Here is a 21,653-nt window from a genome sequence, read left to right as displayed (position 1 = left end):
TCCCTTTGTGCAAACCCCGTAGAGCGCCGAGAATCGACGCTTTCCTGTCCCTCTTTAATTATCGAGCGTGATGACCATGCAGCATCCAGCACGTACCGAACTCTGGGCCATCCTGCGGCTGGCGGGGCCGTTGATTGCCTCGCAGTTGGCGCACATGCTGATGGTCCTCACCGACACCTTGATGATGGCGCGCCTGAGTCCCGAAGCGCTGGCCGGTGGCGGTTTGGGCGCCGCCACTTACTCGTTCGTGTCGATCTTCTGCATTGGCGTGATCGCCGCGGTCGGCACCCTCGTGGCCATCCGTCAGGGTGCCGGCGACATCGTAGGCGCCGCCAGGCTGACCCAGGCCGGGTTATGGCTGGCGTGGTTGATGGCGTTGGTGGCCGGGCTGCTGCTGTGGAACCTCAAACCGGTGTTGCTGCTGTTCGGCCAGACCGAAACCAACGTCCACGCGGCCGGGCAGTTCCTGCTGATCCTGCCGTTCGCCCTGCCCGGCTACCTGAGCTTCATGGCCCTGCGCGGCTTCACCAGCGCCATCGGCCGGGCAACACCGGTGATGGTCATCAGCCTCGGCGGCACCGTGGCCAACTTCCTGCTCAATTACGCATTGATTACCGGCATGTTCGGTCTGCCGAAACTGGGGCTGATGGGCATCGGGCTGGTCACCGCTATCGTCGCCAACTGCATGGCGCTGGCGCTGGCCTGGCACATCCGTCGGCATCCGGCTTACGACGCTTATCCCTTGCGCCAAGGCCTGTCGCGGCCTAACCGTCAGTATCTGAAGGAACTGTGGCGCCTGGGCCTGCCGATTGGTGGCACCTACGCGGTGGAAGTCGGACTGTTTGCGTTCGCCGCGCTGTGTATGGGCACCATGGGCAGTACGCAACTGGGCGCACACCAGATCGCCCTGCAAATCGTCTCGGTGGCGTTCATGGTTCCGGCGGGGATTTCCTATGCGATCACCATGCGCATCGGGCAGCACTACGGCGCCGGGCAGCTGCTGAATGCACGGCTGGCGGGACGGGTCGGCATCGTTTTTGGCGCGGCGGCGATGCTTGCCTTCGCCATGGTCTTCTGGTTGCTGCCGAATCAGTTGATCGGTTTGTTCCTGGACCACAACGACCCGGCGTTTCGCGACGTCATCAACCTGGCTGTGAGCCTGTTGGCGGTCGCCGCATGGTTCGAGCTGTTCGACGGCACGCAGACCATCGCCATGGGCTGCATTCGCGGGCTCAAGGATGCCAAGACCACGTTCCTCGTGGGTTTGGGTTGTTATTGGCTGATTGGCGCGCCAGCCGCCTGGTGGATGGCCTTCCATTTGAATTGGGGGCCGACAGGCGTCTGGTGGGGATTGGCGCTGGGACTGGCGTGCGCGGCGGTGAGCCTGACGTGGGCGTTTGAGTGGAAGATGACGCGGATGATTCGGCAGGAGGTAGCGCCGCGGAATAGTTTCCCGGTCGCACAGCCTGATTGAGATCAATGTGGGAGCGGGCTTGCTCGCGAAGGGGCAGTGTCAGTTGACATCAACTTTGACTGATACACCGCCTTCGCGAGCAAGCCCGCTCCCACAGTTATTCGTGGTTAGTTCACGACTTCCAGGGCGGGCTGCTGGTTGCTACCGAAGGTCAAATACTCAACCAGCTCCGCCAACGGCAACGGCTTGCTGATCAGATAGCCCTGCACCTGATCGCAGCCAAACCCGCGCAACAGATCCAGTTGCTCCGGCGTTTCTACGCCTTCGGCGACCACTTCAAGATTGAGGTTGTGCGCCAGATTGATCATCGCGTGGACCAGTTTGCGATTCTCTTCGCGCTGTTCCATGCCGCCGACAAAGCTCTTGTCAATCTTCAGCAAGGTAATCGGCAGGCTGTTGAGGTGCACGAACGAAGAGAAACCGGTGCCGAAGTCGTCCAGGGAAAAGCGCACACCCAGACGCCCCAAGGCATCCATGGTCTGCTTCACCAGATCGCTGCGGCGCATCACCGCGGTTTCAGTCAGTTCGAACTCCAGCCATTGCGCCTCGACACCGCGCTCGGCAATCAGCCGACTCAGTGTCGCGAGTAATTGGCTGTCTTGAAACTGGCGGAACGACAGGTTGATCGCCATGTGCAACGCCGGCAAACCCCGCTCGCGCAACGCTTGCATGTCGCGCAATGCGCGGGAAATCACCCAGTAACCCAGCGGCACAATCAAGCCGCTTTGCTCAGCCAGCGGCACGAATTCGCTCGGAGGCAGCAAGCCACGCTCGGCATGGCGCCAGCGCACCAAGGCTTCGAGGCCGACGATCTGCCCGTCCTCAAGGTTCAGGCGAGGCTGGTAATGCAGTTCCAGTTCATCCCGGCGCAACGCCCGGCGCAGCTCGCTTTCGAGATCGGCCATGCTGCGGGCATTGCGATTGATGCGTTCGTTGAAGATGTGAAAAGTGCAGCCCTGAGTACTTTTGGCTTGTTGCATGGCGATGTGTGCGTGCCACATCAATGGGTCCGCGCCGGCCTGGGCCCGGGCGTGGGCGATACCCAGGCTGGAGCCGATCAACAGGCTTTCGCCGTCGACCCAATAGGGTTCGGACAGGGCTTCGGTAATGCGTTCGGCCATCCATTCGGCGCGCTGAGGCGCGCGGCGGGTGTCGATCAGCAGGGCGAACTCATCACTGCCCAGTCGGGCCAGTTGATCGCTGGCCTCAAGCTGGCTTTTCAGCCGCGCGACCACTTGCAGGATCAACCGGTCACCGGCCTGGTGGCCGAGGGCGTCGTTGGCGTGGCGGAAGTTGTCGAGATCAAGGTGACCGAGGGCCAGGCCGCGGCCGTCGTTTTCCGCCAGGCGTGCCGCCAGCAAGGTCTGGAAACCCTGGCGGTTGGCGATGCCGGTCAGCGGGTCTTGCTCGGCCAGGCGCTGCAGGGTGTTTTCCAGCAGGCCACGTTCGCGCACATGCCGCAGGCAACGGCGCAACATGCCAGGATCGAGCACATCGCGCACCAGCCAGTCACTCACCCCGTCGGGCGGTAACAGCGGCTCATGTTCGAGCAGCAATACCGTCGGCAGGCTGCAACGGCCAGGTAGAGGTTGAAGCGCTGGAATCGTCAACAACACCGCACCGCGGTTGTCATCGAACAGACTGCTGACCGACTCCCAGCTCGGCGCGCTGATCAGCACGGTCGAGCTCCCCATCGGAGCCAGGCACTCGCGCAACAACGCTGCCCACGCTGGCTCTTCGGCCAGTAGCAGCAAACGCAAGGGTTCGACAGGCGTAGACAAGCTAGCTCCCTAGACTCTGCAAAGATGTAGGCGGCGGGCATTATGCAGCGCCGGTAACCAATGACCAAATGACCCCGGTTATCAAACGCGGCTTTGTATCTTGAACATGAACAATAGACGCACATTCATCGTGCATCCTGCGTGAAAGTATCAAAACCGGCAAATATAGATAGCGTGCTGCGTCACAAGTCGGAGAGAGCAGCACAATTCGCTGAGCCTGTTAAAATGCCGGCCCATTTCGCAAACGACTCCCTGATTTCGTATGTCCCGACTCAATCCCCGGCAGCAAGAAGCCGTGAGCTACGTCGGCGGCCCTCTTTTGGTGCTCGCCGGTGCAGGCTCCGGCAAGACCAGCGTGATCACCCGCAAAATTGCGCATCTGATCCAGAACTGTGGCATTCGCGCCCAGTACATCGTCGCCATGACCTTTACCAACAAGGCCGCGCGCGAGATGAAGGAACGGGTCGGCACCCTGCTCAAGGGCGGCGAAGGCCGCGGCCTGACCGTCTGCACCTTCCACAATCTGGGCCTGAACATCATCCGCAAGGAACACGTGCGGCTGGGCTACAAGCCGGGTTTCTCGATCTTCGACGAGACCGACGTCAAAGCCTTGATGACCGACATCATGCAGAAGGAATACTCGGGCGACGACGGCGTCGACGAGATCAAGAACATGATCGGCTCCTGGAAGAACGACCTGATCCTGCCGCCCGAAGCCCTGGAAAACGCGCGCAACCCCAAGGAACAGACCGCCGCCATCGTCTACACCCACTATCAGCGCACGCTCAAGGCGTTCAACGCGGTGGACTTCGACGACCTGATCCTGCTGCCGGTGAAGCTGTTCCAGGAACACGCCGACATCCTCGAAAAATGGCAGAACAAAGTCCGCTACCTGCTGGTGGACGAATACCAGGACACCAACGCCAGCCAGTATTTGCTGGTGAAGTTGCTCATTGGCATACGCAATCAGTTCACCGTGGTGGGCGATGACGACCAGTCGATCTATGCCTGGCGCGGCGCGCGGCCGGAAAACCTGATGCTGCTCAAGGACGATTACCCGTCCCTGAAAGTGGTGATGCTGGAGCAAAACTATCGCTCCACCAGCCGCATCCTGCGGTGCGCCAACGTATTGATCTCGAACAACCCGCACGAATTCGAAAAGCAGCTGTGGAGCGAGATGGGTCACGGCGACGAGATCCGCGTGATCCGTTGCCGCAACGAAGACGCCGAAGCCGAGCGCGTGGCCGTGGAACTGCTGACCCTGCACTTGCGCACGGATCGGCCCTACAGCGATTTCGCGATCCTGTACCGCGGTAACTACCAGGCCAAGCTGATCGAGCTGAAGCTGCAACACCACCAGATTCCGTATCGCCTGTCCGGCGGCAACAGCTTTTTCGGACGTCAGGAAGTGAAAGACCTGATGGCCTACTTCCGCCTGATCGTGAACCCGGACGACGACAACGCCTTCCTGCGGGTGATCAATGTCCCACGCCGGGAGATCGGTTCGACCACGCTGGAAAAGCTTGGCAACTACGCCACCGAACGCAAAATCTCGATGTACGCCGCCACCGACGAAATCGGCCTGGGCGAACATCTGGATACGCGCTTCACCGATCGTCTGTCGCGCTTCAAGCGCTTCATGGACAAAGTCCGCGAGCAATGCGCCGGTGAAGACCCGATCTCGGCGCTGCGCAGCATGGTTATGGACATCGACTACGAGAACTGGCTGCGCACCAACAGCTCCAGCGACAAGGCCGCCGATTACCGCATGGGTAACGTCTGGTTCCTGATTGAGGCGTTGAAAAACACCCTCGAGAAAGACGAAGAAGGCGAGATGACCGTCGAAGACGCCATCGGCAAACTCGTCCTGCGCGACATGCTGGAACGTCAGCAGGAAGAGGAAGACGGCGCCGAAGGTGTGCAGATGATGACCCTGCACGCCTCCAAGGGTTTGGAATTCCCTTACGTGTTCATCATGGGCATGGAAGAGGAAATCCTTCCGCACCGTTCCAGCATCGAAGCCGACACCATCGAAGAAGAACGTCGCTTGGCCTACGTCGGAATTACCCGAGCGCGTCAGACGTTGGCCTTCACCTTCGCCGCCAAGCGTAAGCAATACGGCGAGATCATCGATTGCGCGCCGAGCCGCTTCCTCGATGAGTTGCCGCCGGACGACCTGGCCTGGGAAGGCACCGACGACACGCCCGTTGAAGTCAAAGCCGTTCGCGGGAATACCGCATTGGCGGATATACGCGCGATGTTAAAGCGCTAGAATCGACTACTTTTTAACCAGCCTTAGACGCATAGCCGTCCTTAGAGGAAAGCTTCATGGAAGCACTGCACAAGAAAATTCGCGAAGAAGGCATCGTGCTTTCCGACCAGGTCCTGAAAGTCGACGCCTTTCTGAACCACCAGATCGACCCGGCCCTGATGAAGCTGATCGGCGACGAATTCGCCTCGCTGTTCAAGGACTCGGGCATCACCAAGATCGTCACCATCGAAGCCTCGGGCATCGCGCCGGCAATCATGACCGGTCTGAACCTCGGTGTGCCGGTGATTTTTGCGCGCAAGCATCAGTCCCTGACCCTGACCGAAAACCTGCTGTCGGCGACCGTTTACTCGTTCACCAAACAAACCGAAAGCACCGTGGCGATCTCCCCGCGCCACCTGACCAGCAGTGACCGCGTGCTGATCATCGATGACTTTTTGGCCAACGGTAAGGCGTCGCAAGCGCTGATCTCGATCATCAAACAGGCCGGCGCTACCGTGGCGGGTTTGGGGATCGTGATCGAGAAGTCGTTCCAGGGCGGCCGTGCGGAACTGGATGCGCAGGGTTATCGCGTTGAATCCTTGGCCCGCGTTCAGTCGCTGGCTGGCGGCGTCGTGACCTTCATCGAGTAACCCGCCACAACACACATCCACTTGTGGGAGCGGGCTTGCTCGCGAAGGCGGTGTGTCAGTCGACATCATCGGTGACTGACACGGCCCCTTCGCGAGCAAGCCCGCTCCCACAGGGATCACCTGTTTAACGGTTATTGCGCGGTGGCTTTGAGGCCGGTGAGCAGTAGCCGTTGAAACAAATCCTCTTTCAGCCCTTCAGGGTTGGTCAGCTGCATTCGCTCCAGATGTTCGGGAAACGAATCAGTCCCTGACCCTGACCGAAAACCTGCTGTCGGCGACCGTTTACTCGTTCACCAAACAAACCGAAAGCACCGTGGCGATCTCCCCGCGCCACCTGACCAGCAGCGACCGGGTGCTGATCATCGATGACTTTTTGGCCAACGGTAAGGCGTCGCAAGCGCTGATCTCGATCATCAAACAGGCCGGCGCGACTGTGGCGGGTTTGGGGATCGTGATCGAGAAGTCGTTCCAGGGCGGCCGTGCGGAACTGGATGCGCAGGGTTATCGCGTTGAATCCCTGGCCCGCGTTCAGTCGCTGGCTGGCGGCGTCGTGACCTTCATCGAGTAACCCGCAACACCGCATTTCCCCTGTGGGAGCGGGCTTGCTCGCGAATGCGGTGTGTCAGTCGACATCATCGGGACTGACACGGCCCCTTCGCGAGCAAGCCCGCTCCCACAAGGGATCACCTGTTTAACGGTTATTGTGCGGTGGCTTTTAGGCCGGTGAGCAGTAGCCGTTGAAACAAATCCTCTTTCAGCCCTTCTGGGTTGGTCAGCTGCATTCGCTCCAGATGTTCGGGAAACGAATCAGTCCCTGACCCTGATCGAAAACCTGCTGTCGGCGACCGTTTACTCGTTCACCAAGAAGACCGAAAGCACCGTGGCGATCTCCCCGCGCCACCTGACCAGCAGCGACCGGGTGCTGATCATCGATGACTTTTTGGCCAACGGTAAGGCGTCCCAAACGCTGATCTCGATCATCAAACAGGCCGGCGCGACTGTGGCGGGTTTGGGGATCGTGATCGAGAAGTCGTTCCAGGGCGGCCGTGCGGAACTGGATGCGCAGGGTTATCGCGTTGAATCCCTGGCCCGCGTTCAGTCGCTGGCTGGCGGCGTCGTGACCTTCATCGAGTAACCCGCCACAACACACATCCACTTGTGGGAGCGGGCTTGCTCGCGAAGGCGGTGTGTCAGTCGACATCATCGGGACTGACACGGCTCCTTCGCGAGCAAGCCCGCTCCCACAGGGATCACCTGTTTAACGGTTATTGCGCGGTGGCTTTGAGGCCGGTGAGCAGTAGCCGTTGAAACAAATCCTCTTTCAGCCCTTCAGGGTTGGTCAGCTGCATTCGCTCCAGATGTTCGGGAAACGAATCAGTCCCTGACCCTGATCGAAAACCTGCTGTCGGCGACCGTTTACTCGTTCACCAAGAAGACCGAAAGCACCGTGGCGATCTCCCCGCGCCACCTGACCAGCAGCGACCGGGTGCTGATCATCGATGACTTTTTGGCCAACGGTAAGGCGTCCCAAACGCTGATCTCGATCATCAAACAGGCCGGCGCGACTGTGGCGGGTTTGGGGATCGTGATCGAGAAGTCGTTCCAGGGTGGTCGTGCGGAACTGGACGCGCAGGGTTATCGCGTTGAATCCCTGGCCCGCGTTCAGTCGCTGGCTGGCGGCGTCGTGACCTTCATCGAGTAACCCGCCACAACACGCATCCCCTTGTGGGAGCGGGCTTGCTCGCGAAGGCGGTGTGTCAGTCGACATCATCGGTGACTGACACGGCCCCTTCGCGAGCAAGCCCGCTCCCACAAGGGATCACCTGTTTAACGGTTATTGTGCGGTGGCTTTTAGGCCGGTGAGCAGTAGCCGTTGAAACAAATCCTCTTTCAGCCCTTCAGGGTTGGTCAGCTGCATTCGCTCCAGATGTTCGGGAAACGATGAAGGCTCCGGCGCATCCAGCGCTGCCTTGCCCAGTTCCAGAATCTCCGTGAGCTTGAACTTGCTCTTCAGCCAATTCAGGGCCCGCAATAGATCCTTCTCCTCCGCGGTGAAATCACAGCCCAACGGATATTCCGGAAACAACTGCGGATGCCGCGCCTGGATGGCCTGCAAGCGCTGCGGACTGTTGTCGGCGAAGCGAGGATCAATGCGGAAATTCTTCGGTAACTTATCGACTGCCTGAGCCTGTTCTATCAACCCCGGCTGGAAACGTGAGTCGCTGATGTTCAGCAACGCCTCGATCACCGCCGCGTCGGTCTTGCCCCGCAGGTCGGCGATGCCGTACTCCGTGACCACAATGTCTCGCAGGTGTCGCGGGATCGTGCAATGGCCGTACTCCCAGACAATGTTCGAACTGACCTCACCGCCCGATTCGCGCCAGCTACGCAGAAGCAATACCGAACGCGCCCCTTCCAGTGCATGGCCTTGCGCAACGAAGTTGTACTGCCCGCCGACACCGCTGAGTACTCGCCCATTTTCGAGCTGATCGGCCACGCCGGCCCCCAGCAAGGTCATGGTGAACACGGTGTTGATGAAGCGCGCATCGAGGCGCTGCAAGCGTTTGAGTTCTTCCTGACCGTAGAGCTCATTGATGAAGCTGATGCGGGTCATGTTGAATTCGAGCCGCTTACTCTGCGGCAACTCGCGCAGGCGCTCATAGAAACTGCGCGGCCCAAGGAAGAAACCGCCGTGCACCGAGATGCCATCAGTCTGCGCGGCTTCATCCAGCGTGCCGGCATTCGCCTGTTGCTGGGTTGGCACATCGGGGTAGACCTTGCGCCGCACGATCCCCGCGTCAGCCAGCACCAGCAAGCCGTTGACGAACATTTCGCTGCAACCGTAAAGGCCCTTGGCAAAGGGTTCGACGCCGCCTTCGCGGTCGATGAGTTGCGCCCACTGGCTGAGATTCACCTCCGCCAGCAACGCCTTGTAACCGTCATTGTCGGCCTGCCGCGCCAGCAGCGCAGCGGTCAGGGCATCACCCATGGCGCCGATGCCGATCTGCAAGGTGCCGCCGTCGCGCACCAGCGTGCTGGCGTGCAGCCCGATGAAGTGATCCTGAAACCCCACCGGCATGTTCGGCGTGGAGAACAGCGTAGTGCTGTCCTTCTCGTCGATCAGCAGGTCGAACGTATCGATAGCGATTTCGGCATCGCCGGGCATGTACGGCAAATCGTTGTGCACCTGGCCCACCAACAGGATTGTCTCCCCCGCCGCCCGACGCTTGGCGATCATGGGGAACAGGTCGAGGGTGATGTCCGGGTTGCAGCTCAGGCTCAGGCGGTCGGGGTGATCGCTGTGGCTCGCCACCAATTGCGCCACCAGGTTCAACCCGGCGGCGTTGATGTCTCGAGCGGCGTGGCTGTAATTGCTGCTGACGTAATCCTGCTGGGCCTGTGCGCTATGGAGCAGGCTGCCAGGCTGCATGAAGAACTGCTGGACATGGATGTTGGGCGGCAGGCTGTCGCGACGCAGGTCGGCCAGGAAATCCAGTTCCGGATAATCGCCGAAAACCCGCTCGATGAAGGGCTCGAGAAAGCGCTTTTGCAAACCGTCGCCCAAGGAAGGACGGCCCAGGCACAGGGCGGTGTAGATCGTCAGCTGCCGCTCGGGCAACTGCGCGATGCGTTGAAACAGCGCGTTGACGAAGTGGTTGGGTTTGCCCAGACCGAGGGGCAGGCCCATGTGGATATGCGCCGGCAACCGTGCCAGGACATCATCGACCGCTTGCTCGATAGAACACAGCTGCACCATCTGATCCTCCCTTACATTCCGTGAATTGGGGTTGGACCGAGCTTGCCGGGTCTTTGCTGCAATGAACAGTCTCGGGCGTAAATCGCAGGCACAAAAAAACCGCTCGAAAGCGGCTTTTTGATGAAGATGAAGGCTTATTTCAGGCCGGACATCTTCTGGATCGCGCCTTTGAGTTCGGCGTCTGCGCAATCGGCGCAGGTGCCTTTTGGAGGCATTGCATTGAGGCCGGAGATGGCTTTCGCCAGCAGGCCGTCAACACCGCCTTCCTTCTTGGCGCGCTCGCCCCAAGCGGCAGCATCACCGATTTTCGGCGCGCCCAACAGGCCGGTGCCGTGGCAAGCGTTGCAATGTTTGGCAATCACTTCGTCAGGCGTTTTGGCACCACCGCCGCCACCCGCAGAAGCAGCGACTTCCATCCCCTTGCACTCTTTACCCTGAACGCAAACCTGGCCGACTGGCTCAAGGCGTTTAGCAATTTCGTCGTTGGTCGCAGCTTGTGCGCTGACTGCCCAAAGGGCCAATACGGTTGCTGGTACGGCCAGCATTTTCATAATTAGATTCACGCGTTCACCCTCAATGGTGGCTAGTCACGCCCACGGCCACGGTTCGCAGGCGGGCGCAAGTATAACGGGAAGCCCGCCACACTGAAACAACCCTAAAGTCGGAGGGGTCTTATGCGTGGCGGAAAAACAACTCGGGCACCTGCGCAATGCTCGCCGGACGCCTCTTTTATTAGAAATTCGCTGGAGTCGCTGCGCTGATTAGTCGCGCTGGCGCATCGAACGGATTACGGAAACGGTGCGGTTTAGTACTTTCAAAGTAGTAGCTGTCGCCGGCTTCGAGCACAAAAGTTTCAAGCCCTACCACCAGTTCAAGTCGACCTTCGAGCAGAATCCCGGTTTCCTCGCCCTCATGGGTGAGCATCTCCTCACCGGTGTCGGCGCCTGGCGGGTAGATTTCATTGAGGAACGCGATGGCCCGGCTCGGATGAGCCCTGCCGACCAGTTTCATGGTCACTGCGCCATCGGAAATATCGATCAGCTCGTTGGCTTTGTAGACGATCTGAGTCGGTTTTTCCTGCAGGATCTCTTCGGAAAAGAACTCGACCATGGACATGGGAATCCCGCCCAGTACTTTCCTCAGCGAACTGATCGAGGGGCTGACGCTGTTCTTCTCGATCATCGAAATGGTGCTGTTGGTGACGCCCGCGCGCTTGGCGAGTTCACGCTGGGAAAGTCCTTTGAGCTTACGGATGGATTGCAGTCGTTCACCGACGTCCAAGCTTGCGCCTCCAGGGATTCAGGTTGTTGAAATATGAGCGTTATCATGGCGACAGCGTTCAGTATTTACAACACTTGGACCTGAATCCTGTTCGGTGAAGCGACTTTCGGTCGGGGCGCTTTGACCTAAGCCCCGGAATAGAGCATTGGCACCCGGCGCAGGTTGCAGAAGATCTGGTAAGGAATCGTGTCCGCGGCCGCGGCTACGTCACTGGCGAGAATGTTTTTGCCCCACAACTCGACGGTCGACCCGAGGCCGGCTTGCGGCACATCGGTCAGGTCGATGCAGAGCATGTCCATCGACACCCGGCCAATCAACTGGCTGCGCTGCCCGGCGACCAATACTGGCGTACCGGTCGGTGCCTGACGTGGGTAGCCATCGGCGTAACCCATGGCCACCACGCCCACACGCATCGGTTTCTGGGTGATGAATTTGGCGCCGTAACCGATCGGCTCGCCGGCCGGCAGTTCACGCACGCAAATCACTTTCGATTCGAGGGTCATCACCGGTTGCAGGCGGGACGCCACGGCATTGGGTTCTTCAAACGGAGTCGCGCCGTAGAGCATGATGCCCGGGCGAACCCAATCACTTGGAATCTGCGGCCAACCGAGTACTGCCGGCGAATTGCGCAGGCTGATCTCGGCCGACAAGCCCTGACGCGCCGCTTCGAACACCGCGACCTGCTCGACACTGGCCTGACTGTGCAACTCATCGGCCCGGGCGAAGTGGCTCATCAGAACAATCTTCGCCACCTTGCCGCTGGCCAGCAGCCGTTGATAGCCCGCCTGATAATCCTTTGGATGCAAACCCACCCGATGCATGCCCGAATCGAGTTTGAGCCAGACCGTGATCGGCTTGTTCAGTGCAGCGTTCTCAATGGCTTCGAGCTGCCACAGCGAATGCACCACGCACCAGAAGTCATGCTCGACGATCAGCGACAGCTCATCGGCTTCGAAAAAACCTTCCAGCAACAACACCGGCGCACGAATGCCCGCGGCTCGCAGCTCCAACGCTTCTTCGATACAGGCCACGGCAAAACCGTCTCCCTCGGCTTCTAGCGCCTGGGCGCAACGCACCGCGCCATGGCCGTAGGCATCGGCCTTGATCACCGCGAGGGCCTTGGCCCCCGTGACTTCACGGGCGATTTGGTAGTTGTGACGCAGGGCTTGAAGGTCGATCAGGGCACGGGCTGGACGCATGGCGGCAGACTTCTAGGCGGTCATGGGAAGAAAAACCGGCGCTGGCTGACGGCGTGAACCGCCAGTAGCACCGGGAGAGGGATCTTTTTGACGGGCTTATGGCAGAGCGGCGACAACCGACAGCTCAACCAGGATTTGCGGTTCGCACAACTTCGATTCAACGGTGGCACGGGCCGGGGCGACGCCTTTTGGCAGCCACTTGTCCCAGACCGCGTTCATGCCTTCGAAGTGTGCATCAATGTCTTTCAAGTAAATCGTTACCGACAGCAGGCGGCTCTTGTCGGTCCCGGCCAGATCCAGCAAACGCTCGATGTTGGCAAGCGTTTCACGGGTCTGCTGTTCAATCCCGGCGTTCATATCGTCGCCGACCTGCCCTGCCAGATACACGGTACCGCTGTGGACTACGATCTGGCTCATGCGCTCATTGGTGAGCTGGCGCTGGATTGACATGTTTTGCAGACTCCTGAAGTTTTTTTCCATAACGGGAAATATCGAGGCCTTCGGCACTGATTTGCGGCGTCTTCTTCGCCATCAGATCGGCCAGCAAGCGACCGGAACCGCACGCCATGGTCCAACCAAGCGTGCCGTGACCCGTGTTCAAAAACAGATTGCTGAACGGCGTAGCACCCACGATCGGCGTGCCGTCCGGGGTGGTCGGACGCAGACCGGTCCAGAAACTCGCCTGGGCCAGATCGCCGCCCTGAGGATAGAGGTCGTTGACGATCATCTCCAGGGTTTCGCGCCGACGCGGGTTCAGCGACAGGTCAAAACCGGCTATTTCAGCCATGCCACCGACGCGGATGCGGTTGTCGAAACGGGTGATCGCGACCTTGTAGGTCTCGTCGAGAATAGTCGAAGTCGGGGCCATCGCCGGGTTGGTGATCGGTACAGTCAAGGAATAACCCTTGAGCGGATACACCGGCGCCTTGATCCCCAGCGGCTTGAGCAGTTGCGGCGAGTAGCTGCCCAGGGCCAGCACGTAGCGATCAGCGGTTTCCAGCTTGCCGTCGATCCATACGCCGTTGATGCGATCACCGGCGTAGTCGAGACGCTGAATGTCCTGGTCGAAGCGGAATTCCACACCCAGTTTGGTCGCCATTTCGACCAGGCGGGTGGTGAACATCTGGCAATCGCCGGTCTGGTCGTTCGGCAGGCGCAGGGCACCGGCGAGGATGTCGGTGACGCTGGCCAGGGCCGGCTCGACGCGGGCAATGCCGGCGCGGTCGAGCAATTCGAACGGCACGCCAGACTCTTTCAGCACGGCGATGTCTTTCCAGGCGCCGTCGAGTTGAGCCTGGGTGCGGAACAGTTGGGTAGTACCGAGGCTGCGGCCTTCGTAGGCGATACCGGTTTCGGCACGCAATTCGTCGAGACAGTCACGGCTGTACTCGGACAGGCGGACCATGCGCTCTTTGTTCACCGCATAACGGCTGGCGGTGCAGTTGCGCAGCATCTGCGCCATCCACAGGTATTGGTCGATGTCGGCGGTGGCCTTGATCGCCAGCGGTGCGTGGCGCTGCAACAGCCACTTGATGGCCTTGAGCGGCACGCCCGGCGCGGCCCACGGCGAGGCATAACCCGGCGAAACCTGCCCGGCGTTGGCGAAACTGGTCTCCATGGCAGCGGCCGGCTGACGGTCCACGACCACCACTTCAAATCCGGCACGCGCCAGATAGTAAGCACTGGTGGTACCGATGACGCCGCTACCCAAGACCATAACGCGCATTTTCATATCCCTCATCGCGGCTTGCCGCTGACGTTCGTAGTTGTCGAGCATTGATGTGCGCAGTGTAAAAAAGATTAGGCAGTGCTTTTCACTATATAAGTGCCTATATTTGGCGAGAATTCTCGGCAAAAACGCTTTTCACGGAGGCGCATCCCCTATGCGTACCAACACTCAGACCAAACGTGAGCTGGACAAGATCGACCGCAACATCCTGCGGATCCTACAAGCGGACGGACGCATCTCCTTCACCGAGCTGGGGGAAAAGGTCGGGCTCTCGACCACACCGTGTACCGAGCGGGTCCGGCGGCTGGAGCGCGAAGGGATCATCATGGGCTACAACGCCCGGCTCAATCCGCAGCACCTCAAGGGCAGTCTTCTGGTGTTCGTCGAAATCAGCCTCGACTACAAATCCGGCGATACTTTCGAAGAGTTCCGGCGCGCGGTCCTGAAGCTTCCCCACGTGCTGGAGTGCCATTTGGTGTCAGGGGATTTCGACTATCTGGTGAAGGCGCGGATTTCCGAGATGGCCTCGTACCGCAAGTTGCTGGGCGACATCCTGCTCAAGCTGCCGCATGTGCGCGAATCCAAGAGCTACATCGTGATGGAAGAAGTGAAAGAGAGCTTGAACCTGCCGATTCCGGATTGAGGGTTCGTCTCAGAGGAATTGTTGTCTGGGCGGGCGCTTTCGCGAGCAAGCCCGCTCCCACATTTGATCTGTGCCGTACACAAAACCACTGTGGGAGCGGGCTTGCTCGCGAAGGCAGGCGACTCGGTCTTTCCTTAGACCAGCACCTGCCGCGTCGAAGCCATGTACTCATGAATCTGCTTTTCAACCCGCGGATGAATCAGCTCCACCGGCCCCCGACCATTCGGGCACGGCAAGGTCTTGGTGGTGCCGAACAGTCGACAGATAAGTGGCCGCTCGTCATACACGGTGCAGCCGTTGGGCCCAAGGTGAACGCAATTGAGCTCATCCATCGCAGCGTCCTGCTCGGCCCGGGTCTTGCGCGGCAGGCGGGACATTTCTTCCGGCGAGGTGGTCACCGGCCCACAGCAGTCATGGCAGCCGGGCACGCACTCGAACGAGGGAATTTGCTGCCGTAGCGTGCGAATTTTCTGACTGTTGCAGCTCATCGAAGCGTTGACCAAAAGCGGAATAGAGCGGGATTCTGACGCAAAAGCCCCGATCCAGACAGCACCAACCGACCAGTGTTGCCGGTATCCGAAGGTCCGGCTTATGCTCCGTCAAATTTTCTAAACACAAGAATCAGGAACACGCACATGAATGCCCGTGCTCAGCAGCCTGCCCCGAACCACCAGCACCCTGCTTCTTACTACGCCGCCAGCAGCTTGCCGCAGCCCGATCATCCGGTGCTCACAGGCGACCTGGTGGCTGACGTGTGCGTGGTCGGTGGCGGGTTCTCCGGGTTGAATACGGCGCTCGAACTGGCCGAACGCGGTTTCAGTGTGATCCTGCTTGAAGCCCACAAAATCGGTTGGGGCGCCAGCGGACGCAATGGCGGGCAGTTGATTCGTGGCGTCGGCCATGGCCTCGATCAGTTCGCCAACGTGGTCGGTGCGGACGGCGTGCGTCAGATGAAACTCATGGGTCTGGAAGCGGTGGAAATCGTCCGACAGCGCGTCGAGCGTTTTCAGATCCCTTGTGACCTCACGTGGGGCTATTGCGACCTGGCCAACAAGCCCCGGGACCTAGAAGGTTTTGCCGAAGACGCCGAAGAGTTGCGCAGTCTCGGTTACCGTTACGAAACCCGTCTGCTGCAAGCCAGTGAAATGCATTCCGTAGTGGGTTCCGACCGTTACGTCGGCGGTTTGATCGACATGGGCTCCGGGCACCTGCATCCGCTGAACCTGGCATTGGGCGAAGCGGCCGCCGCCCAGCAGTTGGGGGTGAAGCTGTTCGAACAATCGGCAGTCACCCGCATCGATTATGGCCCCGAGGTCAAGGTCTACACCGCCCAAGGTTCGGTCCGCGCCAAGACGCTGGTGCTGGGCTGCAACGCCTACCTCAATGAACTCAATCCCGAACTCGGCGGCAAGGTGCTGCCCGCCGGCAGCTACATCATCGCCACCGAACCCTTGAGTGAAGCGCTGGCACACTCGCTACTGCCGCAGAACATGGCGGTCTGCGATCAACGGGTGGCACTGGATTACTATCGGCTCTCGGCGGACCGCCGCTTGCTGTTCGGCGGCGCCTGCCATTATTCAGGTCGCGACCCGAAGGACATCGCCGCCTACATGCAGCCGAAGATGCTGGAGGTTTTCCCGCAACTGGCCGGGGTCAAGATCGACTATCAATGGGGCGGGATGATCGGCATCGGCGCCAACCGTCTGCCGCAGATCGGGCGACTCAAGGATCAGCCGAATGTGTATTACGCCCAGGCTTATTCCGGTCATGGCGTGAACGCCACGCACCTCGCGGGGAAGTTGTTGGCTGAAGCTATCAGTGGCCAGCAGGGTGGAGGGTTTGATCTGTTTGCCAGGGTGCCGCATATCACCTTTCCTGGCGGCAAGCATTTGCGCTCGCCGTTGTTGGCGCTGGGGATGCTTTGGCATCGGCTTAAAGAGTTGGTCTGATACATTTTCTGTGCCTGTACTGGCCTCATCGCGAGCAGGCTCGCTCCCACAATGGATTTGCGAACGCCACAGATCACCTGTGTGCGAGCCTGCTCGCGATGGGGTCGACTCAAATCCTCCAGAACGGCTTAAGCCCCTCCTCCCGCGCCTGCTCCCGACTCAACCCGACGTCCTTAAGCTGCTCGGGCGTGAGCTCCAGCAATGCCTTGCGCGTGTGCAGACGATGCCAGAACAGACCCCAGCGACTCAGGCCGGACGGTGCGTTGCGCATGACCGCCTCGCGTGCACCGTTGTTTTGCCCTGCCGCCAGTTCCTGACTGTGTAACGTCAGCCGCACATCGCTCAAGCCGTTCATTTTGATTGCTCCTGTTTACTTGGGTAGCCAGAGCTTTCATGATGCGTCGACGGCAAAAAGCATTACAGATTCAACGAGACTGTATTAATTCCATACAGATTTTGCATTTCAGCGTCTGAATCCCCTATTTTCGCCCCATCTGTACTGGTCAACCGAATCACCCACACCGAGACTGCGCCATGACCCTTTACGTCAACCTCGCCGAACTGCTCGGCACGCGTATCGAACAGGGCTTCTATCGCCCCGGCGACCGGCTGCCGTCGGTGCGGGCGTTAAGTGTTGAGCACGGCGTCAGCCTGAGCACGGTGCAGCAGGCGTATCGCGTGCTGGAAGACAGCGGCCTGGCGACACCCAAACCCAAGTCGGGCTACTTCGTACCGGTGGGTCGTGAACTGCCGGAGCTTCCGGCCATTGGCCGCCCGGCGCAGCGGCCGGTGGACATTTCCCAGTGGGATCAAGTGCTGGAACTGATCCGCGCGGTGCCACGCAAGGATGTGGTGCAACTGGGTCGCGGCATGCCGGACATCACCACGCCGACCATGAAACCGCTGCTGCGCAACCTGGCGCGAATCAGCCGACGGCAGGACATGCCCGGTCTGTATTACGACAACATCTACGGCACCCTCGAACTGCGCGAACAGATTGCCCGCCTGCTGCTCGATTCCGGCTGCCAATTGACTGCCCACGACCTGGTGATCACCACCGGTTGTCACGAAGCGCTGTCCACCAGCATCCGCTCCATCTGCGAGCCGGGCGACATTGTCGCCGTGGACTCGCCCAGCTTTCACGGCGCCATGCAGACGCTCAAGGGCCTGGGCATGAAAGCCCTGGAAATCCCCACCGACCCGCTCACCGGGATCAGCCTCGATGCGTTGGAACTGGCGTTGGAGCAATGGCCGATCAAGGCCATACAGTTGACCCCCAACTGCAACAACCCGCTGGGCTACATCATGCCGGAGTCGCGTAAACGCGCGTTGTTGACACTCGCACAGCGTTTCGACGTGGCGATCATCGAGGACGATGTGTATGGCGAACTGGCCTACACCTACCCGCGTCCGCGCACGATCAAATCCTTCGACGAAGACGGCCGCGTTCTGCTGTGCAGTTCCTTTTCCAAGACCCTGGCGCCGGGGCTGCGTATCGGTTGGGTGGCGCCGGGACGGTATCTGGAACGGGTGCTGCACATGAAATACATCAGCACCGGCTCTACCGCACCGCAACCGCAGATCGCGATTGCCGAATTTCTCAAGGCTGGGCATTTCGAACCGCATTTGCGGCGGATGCGCACCCAATACCAACGCAATCGCGACGTGATGATCGATTGGGTCAGCCGCTATTTTCCAGCCGGTACCCGCGCCAGTCGCCCCCAAGGCAGCTTCATGCTCTGGGTCGAGCTGCCGGAGGGCTTCGACACCCTGAAACTGAATCGTGCGCTGCACGATCAAGGCGTACAGATTGCCGTCGGCAGTATCTTTTCCGCCTCGGGCAAATACCGCAATTGCCTGCGGATGAACTACGCTGCCAAAACAACCCCGCAGATCGAAGAAGCCGTGCGCAAGGTCGGTGCGACAGCCATCAAACTGCTGGCGGAAATCGACTGACCTTTCTTCGGGAAGCGGCGTCCATATGCTAACCGTCACCACCCGGAATACGCTCCGTGAGAATCAGACAGCCCCTGCTTGCTCTTCTGTTACTCGCCTCGCTCTTTGGTGGCTGTACGACACTCAATGTCCCTAGCGAACCGAGTCAGGCCCTGCCGGCTGCCGACTCTGCGTTCGGCCGTTCGATCCAGGCACAGGCCGCCCCCCATGAGGGTCAATCGGGCTTTCGCTTGCTCTCCGATAGCTCAGAGGCCTTCACCGCCCGCGCCGAGCTGATTCGCAAAGCCCAAAGCAGCCTCGATCTGCAGTACTACATCGTCCACGACGGCATCAGCACACGAATACTGGTGAGCGAACTGCTCAACGCCGCCGACCGCGGCGTGCGGGTGCGGATTTTGCTCGACGACACCACCAGCGATGGCCTGGACCAGATCATCGCGACCCTTGCCGCACATCCAAAGATTCAGATCCGGGTGTTCAACCCACTGCACTTGGGCCGCAGCACCGTCGTTACGCGAACCATGGGCCGGTTCTTCAACCTGTCGCAGCAACACCGACGCATGCACAACAAACTGTGGGTCGCAGACAACAGCGCCGCGATCGTGGGCGGGCGCAACCTGGGGGACGAGTATTTCGATGCCGAGCCCAACCTCAATTTCACCGACATCGACATGCTCAGTGTCGGCCCGGTTGCAGAGCAGCTGGGGCATAGCTTCGACCAGTACTGGAACAGCGCCCTGAGCAAGCCGATCGAGCAGTTTCTCTCGACCAGGCCGACAGCCAAGGATCTTAGAAACACCCGGACCCGACTGGACGAATCCCTGGAGGAAACGCGCAAACAGAACCACGCGCTTTATCGGCAGTTAATGGCCTATACCACTCACCCGCGCCTGGATGTCTGGCGCCGAGAGTTGATCTGGGCCTGGAACCAGGCGTTGTGGGACGCACCAAGCAAGGTGCTGGCCGACGGCGAACCGGACCCGCACCTGATACTGACCACCCAGTTGGCGCCCGAACTCAATGGGGTCAGCAAAGAGCTGATCATGGTCTCGCCCTACATCGTGCCCGCCCAACCGGGCCTGGTGTACCTGACCGGTCGCGCTGATGCCGGCGTGTCGGTGAGTTTGCTGACCAACTCACTGGAAGCCACCGATGTACCGGCCACGCATGGTGGTTACGCGCCTTATCGCAAAGCCTTGCTGGAGCACGGTGTGCAATTGTTCGAATTACGCCGCCAGCCCGGCGACAGCGGTGGCAGCGGCAGCGGGCCGAGCCTGTTCCACAGCGGGAGCAGCACTTCCCGTAGTTCCGATTCCAGCCTGCACAGCAAGGCGATGGTTTTCGACCGACAGAAAGCCTTCATCGGCTCGTTCAATTTCGACCCGCGCTCGGTACTGTGGAACACCGAAGTCGGGGTACTGGTGGACAACCCGCAGCTCGCCGGACGGGTGCGCGAACTGGCACTGGAGGGTATGGCGCCGCCCCTCAGCTATCACGCCCGGCTGGAAAAGGGTCAGATCGTCTGGGTCACTGAAGATGACGGCAAACAGCACACACTGACCAAAGAACCGGGAAGTTGGTGGCAGCATTTCAATTCATGGCTCAGCAGCATGGTCGGCCTGGAGCGGATGCTCTAGGCGCATGACTCGCATCCGGCGCCATAACGCGATCTGCAGCTGGCGAAGCCTGCTGCTACAGAACTATACCGGCTGAACGGCACCAAACGCGCCTTGCCGTGACAGCAGAATCACCAACCCCAGCGCACCCGCCGCCATCAGCAGCGGCAACGCATGCCCGCTGATCCACTGGCTGCCGGCGCCGGCTGCCAGCGGTCCGACCAGGCAACCGATCCCCCACAGCTGCGCGATATGCGCATTGGCGCGCACCAGTGCATCGTCGCGATAGCGCTCGCCGATCAGGATCAGTGACAAGGTGAACAAACCGCCGGCACTGGCACCGAACAACACCCACAACGGCCAGATCAGCAACGTGTCGATCAACAACGGGATGGCCAGGCTCGATATCAGCAGGACCACCGCACACCCGGTGAACAGCGTGCGCCGCGACAAGCGATCGGCCAGTGCGCCAATCGGCAACTGCAGCAAGGCATCACCCACCACCACCGTGCTGACCATCGCCAACGCAATTTCCGTCGTAAAGCCCTGACGCAGGCAATACACCGGCAACAACGTCAGGATCATCGCTTCGAACGCGGCGAACAGCGACACCGCCCAGGCAATCGCCGGCAGGCCACGGCAGAAACCCAGCAAGTCGCTGAAGGTCACGCTGCAGGCTTCACTGGTCGGCGCGCCGCTGCGGCCCAGCAACAGGAACGGTGCCGCCATCAACAAACCGACGCCGACCCAGAATCCGTAATCGTGCTCAGTGCCCAGCACGCCAAGCAGCAACGGCCCGGCCAGCTGACTCAGCGCGTAGCTGCTGCCATACAACGCCACCAATCGCCCGCGCCACTCTTCCACCACAAGCTGGTTGATCCAGCTTTCGCCGAGGATGAACACAAGGGTCAGGATCACGCCGATCATCAAACGCAACGCCAGCCAAATCGGATAGCTCGGCAACAACGCCAGCAAACCGATGGACAACGCCCCGGCCCACAGGCACAAACGCATCAGATTGGCCGTGCCCAGACGCGCGGCCAGATGGCTGGAGACCTTCGCACCCAACAGCACGCCTATGGCGGGCATCGCCGCCATCACGCCAATGGCGAACGAGCCATAGCCCCAACCTTCCAGACGAAACGACACCAGCGGCATGCTGACGCCCAAGGCCAGGCCGACACTCAAGACAGACGCCAACACGGCGAAATAAGTCGCCCAACGCATTTCCCACGCTCCTGTGGATATTATTTTTCAGACACCGCACAAAACAAATGTGGGAGCGGGCTTGCTCGCGAAGAGGCCATCACATCCAACATCATCGTTGGCTGTCACGGCGCCTTCGCGAGCAAGCCCGCTCCCACAGG

Annotated in this window: 17 protein-coding genes and 3 pseudogenes; 10 read left to right on the top strand and 10 right to left on the bottom strand. The window is 60.2% G+C overall.

Features of this window, described 5'->3' with window-relative positions:
• Positions 1-76: 76 nt before the first annotated feature.
• Positions 77-1,474: a NorM family multidrug efflux MATE transporter gene (locus tag DFS28_RS01610; RefSeq protein ID WP_111448586.1), complete on the top strand. Its 1,398-nt coding sequence runs from the start codon at positions 77-79 to the stop codon at positions 1,472-1,474.
• A gap of 107 nt (positions 1,475-1,581) precedes the next feature.
• Here DFS28_RS01610 and DFS28_RS01600 read toward each other — a convergent pair whose 3' ends face one another.
• A complete protein-coding gene (locus DFS28_RS01600; protein WP_111448292.1) occupies positions 1,582-3,255 on the bottom strand; it encodes a bifunctional diguanylate cyclase/phosphodiesterase in 1,674 nt (557 codons plus the stop codon).
• Between the two features lie 262 nt (positions 3,256-3,517).
• Here DFS28_RS01600 and rep point away from each other — a divergent pair, with 262 nt between their 5' ends.
• From rep to DFS28_RS01570, 5 genes and pseudogenes are all read left to right on the top strand, one after another.
• Positions 3,518-5,527, top strand: coding sequence for a DNA helicase Rep (gene rep / locus DFS28_RS01595; RefSeq protein ID WP_008150203.1), 2,010 nt, complete (start codon positions 3,518-3,520; stop codon positions 5,525-5,527).
• Positions 5,528-5,583: 56 nt separating this feature from the next.
• Positions 5,584-6,156 carry a xanthine phosphoribosyltransferase gene (locus DFS28_RS01590; RefSeq protein WP_008150200.1) on the top strand — a complete coding sequence of 191 codons (573 nt, stop codon included), beginning with the start codon at positions 5,584-5,586 and terminating at the stop codon, positions 6,154-6,156.
• A gap of 241 nt (positions 6,157-6,397) precedes the next feature.
• Positions 6,398-6,724, top strand: a pseudogene (locus DFS28_RS01580) (xanthine phosphoribosyltransferase); the annotation flags it as partial.
• 240 nt (positions 6,725-6,964) lie between these two features.
• Positions 6,965-7,291 (top strand): annotated as a pseudogene (locus DFS28_RS01575) (xanthine phosphoribosyltransferase); the annotation flags it as partial.
• A 240-nt stretch (positions 7,292-7,531) separates the two neighbouring features.
• Positions 7,532-7,858, top strand: a pseudogene (locus DFS28_RS01570) (xanthine phosphoribosyltransferase); the annotation flags it as partial.
• Between the two features lie 132 nt (positions 7,859-7,990).
• On the opposite strand, the gene DFS28_RS01560 reads toward DFS28_RS01570, so the two are convergent.
• The 6 genes from DFS28_RS01560 to dadA all read right to left on the bottom strand — a co-directional run bounded on the left by DFS28_RS01560 (position 7,991) and on the right by dadA (position 14,119).
• Positions 7,991-9,913 (bottom strand): acetyl-CoA hydrolase/transferase C-terminal domain-containing protein, encoded by a 1,923-nt coding sequence (locus DFS28_RS01560; RefSeq protein WP_111448291.1) that lies wholly within the window; start codon positions 9,911-9,913, stop codon positions 7,991-7,993.
• A 134-nt stretch (positions 9,914-10,047) separates the two neighbouring features.
• Positions 10,048-10,464 (bottom strand): cytochrome c5 family protein, encoded by a 417-nt coding sequence (locus tag DFS28_RS01555; protein WP_111448290.1) that lies wholly within the window; start codon positions 10,462-10,464, stop codon positions 10,048-10,050.
• Positions 10,465-10,645: 181 nt separating this feature from the next.
• Entirely contained in the window at positions 10,646-11,194 is a 549-nt protein-coding gene (locus DFS28_RS01550; RefSeq protein ID WP_064680419.1) for a cupin domain-containing protein, read from the bottom strand.
• A 125-nt stretch (positions 11,195-11,319) separates the two neighbouring features.
• Positions 11,320-12,393 (bottom strand): alanine racemase, encoded by a 1,074-nt coding sequence (gene alr, locus DFS28_RS01545; protein WP_111448289.1) that lies wholly within the window; start codon positions 12,391-12,393, stop codon positions 11,320-11,322.
• A 96-nt stretch (positions 12,394-12,489) separates the two neighbouring features.
• Positions 12,490-12,843: a RidA family protein gene (locus DFS28_RS01540; protein ID WP_076029299.1), complete on the bottom strand. Its 354-nt coding sequence runs from the start codon at positions 12,841-12,843 to the stop codon at positions 12,490-12,492.
• On the bottom strand, positions 12,815-14,119 hold the full coding sequence (gene dadA, locus DFS28_RS01535) for a D-amino acid dehydrogenase (RefSeq protein WP_074880408.1): 1,305 nt from the start codon (positions 14,117-14,119) through the stop codon (positions 12,815-12,817). The genes DFS28_RS01540 and dadA overlap by 29 nt, the downstream gene beginning before the upstream one ends.
• A 157-nt stretch (positions 14,120-14,276) precedes the next feature.
• Here dadA and DFS28_RS01530 point away from each other — a divergent pair, with 157 nt between their 5' ends.
• Entirely contained in the window at positions 14,277-14,765 is a 489-nt protein-coding gene (locus DFS28_RS01530) for an Lrp/AsnC ligand binding domain-containing protein (protein ID WP_003206849.1), read from the top strand.
• 134 nt (positions 14,766-14,899) lie between these two features.
• Here the strand turns inward: DFS28_RS01530 and DFS28_RS01525 are convergent, their stop codons facing one another.
• Entirely contained in the window at positions 14,900-15,253 is a 354-nt protein-coding gene (locus tag DFS28_RS01525) for a YkgJ family cysteine cluster protein (protein WP_007947437.1), read from the bottom strand.
• 147 nt (positions 15,254-15,400) lie between these two features.
• Here DFS28_RS01525 and DFS28_RS01520 point away from each other — a divergent pair, with 147 nt between their 5' ends.
• The gene (locus DFS28_RS01520) at positions 15,401-16,714 is read left to right on the top strand and encodes an FAD-binding oxidoreductase (RefSeq protein WP_111448288.1); all 1,314 of its coding nucleotides are present in this window, start codon (positions 15,401-15,403) and stop codon (positions 16,712-16,714) included.
• Between the two features lie 109 nt (positions 16,715-16,823).
• Here the strand turns inward: DFS28_RS01520 and DFS28_RS01515 are convergent, their stop codons facing one another.
• On the bottom strand, positions 16,824-17,069 hold the full coding sequence (locus DFS28_RS01515) for a DUF1127 domain-containing protein (RefSeq protein WP_008150185.1): 246 nt from the start codon (positions 17,067-17,069) through the stop codon (positions 16,824-16,826).
• Between the two features lie 179 nt (positions 17,070-17,248).
• Here DFS28_RS01515 and DFS28_RS01510 point away from each other — a divergent pair, with 179 nt between their 5' ends.
• The gene (locus DFS28_RS01510) at positions 17,249-18,670 is read left to right on the top strand and encodes a PLP-dependent aminotransferase family protein (protein ID WP_008150183.1); all 1,422 of its coding nucleotides are present in this window, start codon (positions 17,249-17,251) and stop codon (positions 18,668-18,670) included.
• Between the two features lie 56 nt (positions 18,671-18,726).
• Positions 18,727-20,307, top strand: a complete 1,581-nt coding sequence (locus tag DFS28_RS01505; RefSeq protein ID WP_111448287.1) for a phospholipase D family protein — start codon at positions 18,727-18,729, stop codon at positions 20,305-20,307.
• Positions 20,308-20,370: 63 nt separating this feature from the next.
• Here the strand turns inward: DFS28_RS01505 and DFS28_RS01500 are convergent, their stop codons facing one another.
• Positions 20,371-21,513 carry an MFS transporter gene (locus tag DFS28_RS01500; protein ID WP_111448286.1) on the bottom strand — a complete coding sequence of 381 codons (1,143 nt, stop codon included), beginning with the start codon at positions 21,511-21,513 and terminating at the stop codon, positions 20,371-20,373.
• Positions 21,514-21,653 lie beyond the last annotated feature (140 nt).

The sequence above is a fragment of the Pseudomonas sp. 478 genome (genome assembly GCF_003254125.1).
GTDB lineage: Bacteria > Pseudomonadota > Gammaproteobacteria > Pseudomonadales > Pseudomonadaceae > Aquipseudomonas.
This window is presented reverse-complemented; position numbering and strand designations above follow the sequence as displayed.